General features: G+C 40.6%; 7 protein-coding genes and 1 pseudogene. 3 read left to right on the top strand and 5 right to left on the bottom strand.

Features of this window, described 5'->3' with window-relative positions:
• The 5 genes from ACTB1O_RS02285 to ACTB1O_RS02265 all read right to left on the bottom strand — a co-directional run.
• The coding region (locus ACTB1O_RS02285) for a beta-propeller domain-containing protein (RefSeq protein WP_462993521.1) at positions 1-1085 on the bottom strand (1085 nt) is incomplete at its 3' end.
• Between the two features lie 187 nt (positions 1086-1272).
• Positions 1273-1860 carry a YIP1 family protein gene (locus ACTB1O_RS02280; protein WP_462993520.1) on the bottom strand — a complete coding sequence of 196 codons (588 nt, stop codon included), beginning with the start codon at positions 1858-1860 and terminating at the stop codon, positions 1273-1275.
• A 2-nt stretch (positions 1861-1862) separates the two neighbouring features.
• A complete protein-coding gene (locus ACTB1O_RS02275) occupies positions 1863-2918 on the bottom strand; it encodes an HD domain-containing protein (protein ID WP_462993519.1) in 1056 nt (351 codons plus the stop codon).
• A gap of 3 nt (positions 2919-2921) precedes the next feature.
• The gene (locus ACTB1O_RS02270) at positions 2922-3635 is read right to left on the bottom strand and encodes a glycosyltransferase (RefSeq protein ID WP_462993518.1); all 714 of its coding nucleotides are present in this window, start codon (positions 3633-3635) and stop codon (positions 2922-2924) included.
• Between the two features lie 25 nt (positions 3636-3660).
• Positions 3661-4176 carry a DJ-1/PfpI family protein gene (locus ACTB1O_RS02265; protein WP_462993517.1) on the bottom strand — a complete coding sequence of 172 codons (516 nt, stop codon included), beginning with the start codon at positions 4174-4176 and terminating at the stop codon, positions 3661-3663.
• A gap of 140 nt (positions 4177-4316) precedes the next feature.
• Here ACTB1O_RS02265 and ACTB1O_RS02260 point away from each other — a divergent pair, with 140 nt between their 5' ends.
• From ACTB1O_RS02260 to ACTB1O_RS02250, 3 genes and pseudogenes are all read left to right on the top strand, one after another.
• The gene (locus ACTB1O_RS02260; RefSeq protein ID WP_462993516.1) at positions 4317-4724 is read left to right on the top strand and encodes a PaaI family thioesterase; all 408 of its coding nucleotides are present in this window, start codon (positions 4317-4319) and stop codon (positions 4722-4724) included.
• Positions 4725-4971: 247 nt separating this feature from the next.
• On the top strand, positions 4972-6555 hold the full coding sequence (pyrG, locus tag ACTB1O_RS02255; RefSeq protein WP_462993515.1) for a glutamine hydrolyzing CTP synthase: 1584 nt from the start codon (positions 4972-4974) through the stop codon (positions 6553-6555).
• 44 nt (positions 6556-6599) lie between these two features.
• Positions 6600-7086 (top strand): annotated as a pseudogene (locus tag ACTB1O_RS02250) (glutamine-hydrolyzing GMP synthase); the annotation flags it as partial.

The raw sequence follows: 7086 nt of genomic DNA, 5'->3' as shown, positions 1-7086 counted from the left end.
GTGTTCTGCCTCTCCCCATCTGATGAAACAGAAGTTTTTTCACCTGTAAATACCGGGCCGCGGGTTTGCGGGAGGTATCTTTCATAGGCCATGTAGATGTTTTCGGCAGATACATAAAGAGTATTGTCCCATCCTGTCAGAAATGCCTCGGATTTTATGTCTTTGTTATTATTTATGTCAAATGTTGTGACTGTGTACATAACATAGTTATAATCATAAACCGGCGGACACCATATTGCCGGTTCTGCAACTATTACATTGTCCTGTTTTACAACAGGCATTATAATGTCATTGTAACCTGAAACGGAATTCCTGCTTACTGCATATACATAGTCCCCAATCATCCGTGCATCTTCATAAAAGCCCGGAAGTTCAAGCTCTCTTTTAATTACCGGATTTTTCCGGTCAGATATGTCGTAGACAGTTGCCAGTGTAATCTGATTTGTTACAGGCACGGGTGCAGAACTTTCTTCAGGTTTTATCCAGCTTTCTTTGTAGTCTGTTGTAAATACAATGAGGAGGTCCTGATTCAGGAAAAGAGAGGAGCAGCTCTGACCTTTAATTTCACCTTCATAAACTACCGATGCTGATTTAGGAGGATAGGAATCAACTATCAGAAGTTTTTCGCCTTTTATAATGTATATGTATTTTCCGTCATTTTTGACAAAATCCGCTTCTAAAACGCCTTTAACCTGTATGTTTGTCTCTGAATAATCCAATGCAATGGCTGATGAAGAAGCACTGCCTGCAGAAGCCGGTGCAGATGTAGGTACAGGTAAGGGTGGTAAAGATGCTGTCTGCCGGTTTGCATCTGATACATACATAACCTGCTCTTCTGACATTTTATTAGCACCCATTCCAAAGACTGTGTCTATAACATTGTCCACAGAAGAATATTCGTAACTCATCTGATATTTTTCCAGAAAACTCTTTAATTCTGCATCTGAAGTTACTCTTATTATCTCATCCGAAGATTCGTCTCCTATGAGACCTGGCATTAGTGTATATGCAAAAATACCTGCGACAACCACCACTCCTGCCGCAAGAAAGACCATAAGTATTTGTGAACCGTTTAAATTCATCATTTTTCCATCCCCTGATTCTGGTTTATAAAGGTCCTTTTTGTCTTGTTTGTTTAATAAACTGGCTTTAACTGCGAATTATTTTGAAGTCATATAAGAATGCCGGGTAATGAATGACAAATTTTTTAGAGAGTCTTCTAAGATCCGGATTTGTGTAAAAAATTTGTATAGAAAATCTTTTAATATCCTGTTATACAAGAATCGGGAATGGTGTAGGAATAAAAAAGAGGGATACAAAGATGCATGCGAATATAATATACGGAAGTATCATTGCAAGAACTGCTCTGCCGGTGGATATCTCATGAAGCTCTCTTATTGCAAGTGTCTGAACAACAAGTGCCCATACTCCTGTAATAAGACCTATAACCGGAATCCATCCAAGCGCAAGTGTTGGTGCTACAGAATACGAAACAGCCTTTAATGATTCGAAAATACCCTTTTTCCCCTCGACAATTATCACGAAGATGTGTATGAAAAGTGCATTGAAAAATGTGTTGAAAAGTGTGAGTGCATACATTAAAAAAAATAGTGTGATTGGGTCTAAAAATTCAAAAGAAGTGTAGATTTTGAGAATATCAAAACCGCATACAATGGTGAGTGAGATTAAAACTGCATAAATTAAGGCTGTAATAAAAATAAAGATCAGGACATCGAAGAGAGTTCTTTGCCTGATATTCTGCAGTGTCGTAACAGGTCTTCTTATAATTCCCCATATATCCCCGGGAATCTGTTTTAAGCCCTGTATCAGAGAAGAAGTGATGTATGCAATATCCTGCATAATTACTCCTGTTTTTGAGGATTAAGGCATTCTGTAATTGTCAGCTGGCTTTTTTGATTTACGGTATCTGTTTTATGATCAGGAGGTGAATCGTCTGTTCTCTTTGATCTGAATACAAATCCGTCCATTCTCTTTCCCCATAAGAGTTCTCCTTGCTGTGCGGATTTTAAGTCCTCTGATATCTCATGAAGCGTTGCGCTGATATTATCTGCAAAATGAACAGCCCATGCTTCCGGTGTCTGCGGTCTTGTCTCTCCGTGCTCGCCATGATGAGACTGGATTATATGCAATATGTCCTGATATGTATCAGAATCGACAAATGCTGTATATCTTGAAAGTATCTGCATGGCAGGTGTAATATGGCCCAGAAGTGAGTATGCCGGATTAGGTGAATATGAAAGTCCTTTCTTTTCAAATGTCTGGCATTTCCCGATGTCGTGCAGAATTGCACCTGCAATAAGAATATCCCGGTTGAGCCTGACTCCTGCAAGACATTCTCCGATTGACTGTGAAATCTCTGCAACCTCCAGAGTGTGTTCACAAAGTCCGCCTGTATAATTATGATGTTTGGTTTTTGCGGCAGGCTTTTCAAAAAAACCGTCTGAATTTTTTATGGCAGTTGTTATCAGATCTCTGATTCCCCTGTTTTCAACCGATTCACATATAAAAAGTAATTTCTTTTTATTTCCCTTTATATCCGCAGGTGAGTAGATGTAATCAAAAGAAGTTATTTTTTTCTCATCAACAGGATTTTTAAGATATTCAATCCCGTCATTTACATTGATATTTAATTCATCCTTGTATTTGTCAGCTTTACCTGAAATTCTGAATATGCACCCTTCGTTATCAAGAAAAATTCTGTGGGTGTCTTCAATCTCATTACCGCTTGAATTGTATGAACCCCAGATTTTGCATGAGATTTTACCTGTGTTGTCTGATATTCTGCATGCTATGTATTTGCCGTTTTTACTTGTCCGAAGTGTCGGACTCTCTATTACAAACTGTGAATCAACCACCATGCCGGGAATTATGGAAGTTACAAAGATTTTTTTGCTCATGTTTTAAGCACCTTTTTTATTAGATCCAAACCTGATTTTTACAAGGTTTACAAGCATTCCAATACCGTCCCCGCTTCCCACATGAGATTCGTCCATGTCATTCCATTTTATGGGGACTTCTGTTATCAAAAAACCCTTTTTTAACAACAGATATAGGACCTCAACGTCAAATTCAAAGCCTTTTGAACTGATTTCCGGAAGGATTGTTTTAAGCGGCTCTTTTCTGAATACTTTTGCACCACACTGGGTGTCACGAAATTTAAGCCCGAAAAGAACTCTTACTGAAAAGTTAAAGAGCCTGCTCTGAAAAAGCCGGAGTACTTTTTGTTTCTTCTTAATTTCTGCTCCCTTAAGCCACCTTGAGCCTATTGCGCAGTCATAATTAAAAAGGTATGAAAAAAGTCTGTTAATTTCCAAAACCGGAGTTGAGCCGTCGGCATCACAAAATCCAACATAATCTGTTTCGGATGCCTTTATCCCCGCCAGAATTCCCCCGCCTTTGCCAAGCCTCGTTTCAAATACAAGTACTTTAAGACTGAGATCCTTATTTTCATCGGCAAAAGCCCGGGCTATCTCTGCCGTTTTGTCACTGCCGTCACATACGAAGATTACAGGCCCTTTGTATAATTTTATCTCAGAAAGGAACCTTTCAATCCTTCTCTCTTCGTTATAGGCAGGTACTACAAGAGTACAGCTTTTCTCCGGGATTATGTCCATTTAATTATCGTCTGGATTAATTTTTTCAGCAGCCCAGTTTTTCCAGAACTGCTTCTGCAAAACCTGATGATACTGTCGGGTGATTTGCAGTAATTATGTTTAAGTCAGAGACTACAGGGATATTAACATAATTGGCACCGGCCTGCCTGAAAAGTTCAACTGCTGCACGACTCTCAAAGACTGTTGCCTGCCGGTCTTTTAATATACCTGCTCTTGCAAGAATTACCGGTGCGAGGCAGATGGCTGCAATAATCTTATCTTTTGTGTTAAAGCTCCTTATAAGCTCCATAAGGGAGTCTTCCTTATACAAAAAGTCGCTTGCACCAAGACCGCCGACAATCACAATTCCGTCATAGTCATCTTCTTTTGCATCTGAAATCAGAAGGGAAGCTTCCTGAATCCCGCCCATCATTCCTTCACATTCGCCGGTTTTTGTGGATGCAACGTCATATGATACTCCTGCCTCTTCAAATATTTTAGCCGGAATTTCAAATTCCTCTTCGCGGTACCTTTTTGGGGCAATAATCATCAGAACTTTCATAAATATTCACCTTAAAAATCTATATTTTTTTAATTGTAAATAGTAGATTTGTATTTGCAATAATATTACTGATATTTTCCTAATTTTTTTGAATATTTTATGAGTGTATCTTTTATTAACTTAAGGAAAAAACTAGTCCGATGAATTATCCTGAAGAATTATCAGAAAAAGGAAGTCTGGCAAATCCTTTTTTCGGTCTTATGGGGATAGATGCCGAGAGTTTTGGTGACGGCAGCGCTGTTTTGTCAATGGAAGTCCGCCCCGATATGCTAAACGGAGTCGGCTGGCTTCAGGGAGGAGTTTATGTGTCCTTAATTGATGAGGCAATGGCGCTTGCCATCTATACTGTATTAACTGAAAAAGAGGGAATTGCGACAATATCAGAGAACACAAACTTCCACAAGGGTGTGCGTGAAGGAAAGATTTGCGCCAAGGCGCGTGTTGTAAGGCGCGGCAGGAGAATAATATTTGCAGAAGGATTGTGTTATCCAAAGGGTTGCGAATCAAATATTCTTGCACGTACAACGGCCTCCTTTGCAGTGCTTTGATATCTGATGAATATATTGTCCAAAAATATTTCAGAAAAATATTTTTGCGGGACGTATAAAAACAGACTAAATTTTTTAATTAGAAAATAACGGAATATTTATTTTTAGAATCTAAAAACAGGTGTATTTTCGTCCGGATTATAATGTTGCAGTCACTCTTCCGGCGGGCATTATTTGGAGGCAATCCGTCATTTTATTTCCTTTCAGGACCAAAAGATTTGGTATATTTATCTTTGGAGAGGGTGTCTTGAAATACATAGTTGTTACAGGGGGTGTAATGAGTGGTCTTGGAAAAGGGATCACCACTGCATCTATTGGCAGAATCTTAAAAAACAGAGGATATGGTGTTACTGCTGTAAAGATCGATCCTTATCTGAATATTGATGCAGGTACAATGAATCCGGCCCAGCACGGGGAGGTCTTTGTTTTAAAAGACGGCGGAGAGGTTGACCTTGATCTTGGAAATTACGAGCGCTTTTTAGATATCTGTCTGACGTCTGATCACAATATCACAACAGGCAAGGTATACCAGACGGTGATTGAAAAGGAGAGACGCGGCGACTATCTCGGCGCAACCGTTCAGATTATTCCCCACATAACAAACCAGATAAAGCAGTCCATCCGAAATGCGGCCGAGAATTTCCGTAAAGAAGACGGGAAAAATGTGGAAATATGCCTGGTTGAAGTCGGCGGAACAGTCGGTGATATCGAGAGTATGCCCTTTTTGGAGGCAGTCCGCCAGATGCTTGGTGAAATTCCTGAGGAAGACATGGTTCTTGTGCATGTGACGCTTGTTCCCGAGGATAATATGGGTGATCACAAGACAAAGCCGACACAGCATTCAGTAAAAGTCCTGCGTGAACTTGGTCTGCACCCGGATGTCATTGTGGGAAGAAGCGAGACTGTGATGAATGCATCAACAAAGAGAAAGATCTCAGCCTTCTGCGGTGTTCAGCAGAAAGCTGTAATTTCCGCCGCAACTGCAAAAGACATCTACGAAGTTCCTATGGAGATGGAAAAGGAGGGTCTTGCAGATGCGATAAAAGATCTTCTTCACCTTGAAGACAGGCCAATAAACAATGACTGGTACAGGATTGTCAGCAGTGAATATACAAAGAGGGCATCTGTTGCAATCATATCCAAATATGGTGTTGAGGATGTCTATATATCAATAAAAGAGGCACTCAAACACGCAGGAAGGAGTCTTTCAACCGAGGTTGATATCAAATGGGTGGATGCCGAGAACTATGATGAAAGCGATCTTGCAGAAGTTGACGGAATATTAATTCCGGGAGGATTCGGCCGGCGTGGAATCGAAGGCAAGATTCGTGCAATTAAATATGCACGTGAGAATAACATACCCTTCTTAGGTCTTTGTCTTGGTTTTCAGCTTGCTGTTGTAGAGTTCTGCCGTAATGTGCTTGGCTGGGAGGATGCACTTTCAGAAGAGATGGGCGAAGGAAAGCATGTAATTGCAATACTTCCCGAACAGGAGGATGTTTCAGACCTTGGAGGCACAATGAGGCTTGGCAACTGCACCATTGATATTAAGAAAGGAACAATCATCGAAAAGCTATACGGCTCAACAAAGGTTGTAGAACGTCACCGTCACAGATATGAGGTTAATCCTGAATATGTGTCCGATATAGAAGATGCAGGCCTCATATTCTCAGGTTCATGCGGAAACAGAATGGAGTCCTGTGAGATGCAGGATAAGAATTTCTTTCTGGCAACACAGTTTCACCCCGAATTTAAATCGACGCCAACACACCCGTCGCCGCCATATCTCGGGTTTGTGGAGGCGTGTGCAAACAGGAGAAAAGGCGAGTAATATCCCTCCGGGATAATCCTGAATATACAACAAGGAGACAATAAATGGTAAATACAGAGAAATTCATCGCAAAGGCAATTGAGGAAATAAAGGAGAAATCAAACGGCAAAAAAGTTGTCATGGCACTTTCCGGCGGGGTTGACTCCTCAGTATGCGCCGAACTTGCAAAGCGTGCAATAGGCGACAATCTGATGTCTATCTATGTTGACACGGGTCTTATGAGAAAGGGAGAGACAAAGAGGATAAAAGAGCTCTTTTCAGACTTAAATCTCTTAACAGTTGATGCGGGGAGCGAATTCTTTGAGGCATTAAAAGGCGTAACCGACCCTGAAGACAAAAGAAAGGTAATAGGCGAGAAGTTTATCCGCATATTTGAGCGTGAGGCAAAAAAGACCGGTGCTGCGTATCTCCTGCAGGGAACAATATATCCTGATATTATTGAGAGCGAGGGCGGAATCAAAAGTCATCATAATGTCGGAGGACTTCCCTATGATATTGACTTTAAAGGATTAATCGAACCTTTAATTGATC

The organism is Methanomicrobium sp. (genome assembly GCF_055145805.1).
This window is presented reverse-complemented; position numbering and strand designations above follow the sequence as displayed.

Coding starts and splice junctions, on each gene's coding strand:
- ACTB1O_RS02265 (WP_462993517.1), bottom strand. CDS start 4,176: ATGAAAGTTCTGATGATTATTGCCCCAAAAAGGTACCGCGAAGAGGAA.
- ACTB1O_RS02270 (WP_462993518.1), bottom strand. CDS start 3,635: ATGGACATAATCCCGGAGAAAAGCTGTACTCTTGTAGTACCTGCCTAT.
- ACTB1O_RS02275 (WP_462993519.1), bottom strand. CDS start 2,918: ATGAGCAAAAAAATCTTTGTAACTTCCATAATTCCCGGCATGGTGGTT.
- ACTB1O_RS02260 (WP_462993516.1), top strand. CDS start 4,317: ATGAATTATCCTGAAGAATTATCAGAAAAAGGAAGTCTGGCAAATCCT.
- ACTB1O_RS02280 (WP_462993520.1), bottom strand. CDS start 1,860: ATGCAGGATATTGCATACATCACTTCTTCTCTGATACAGGGCTTAAAA.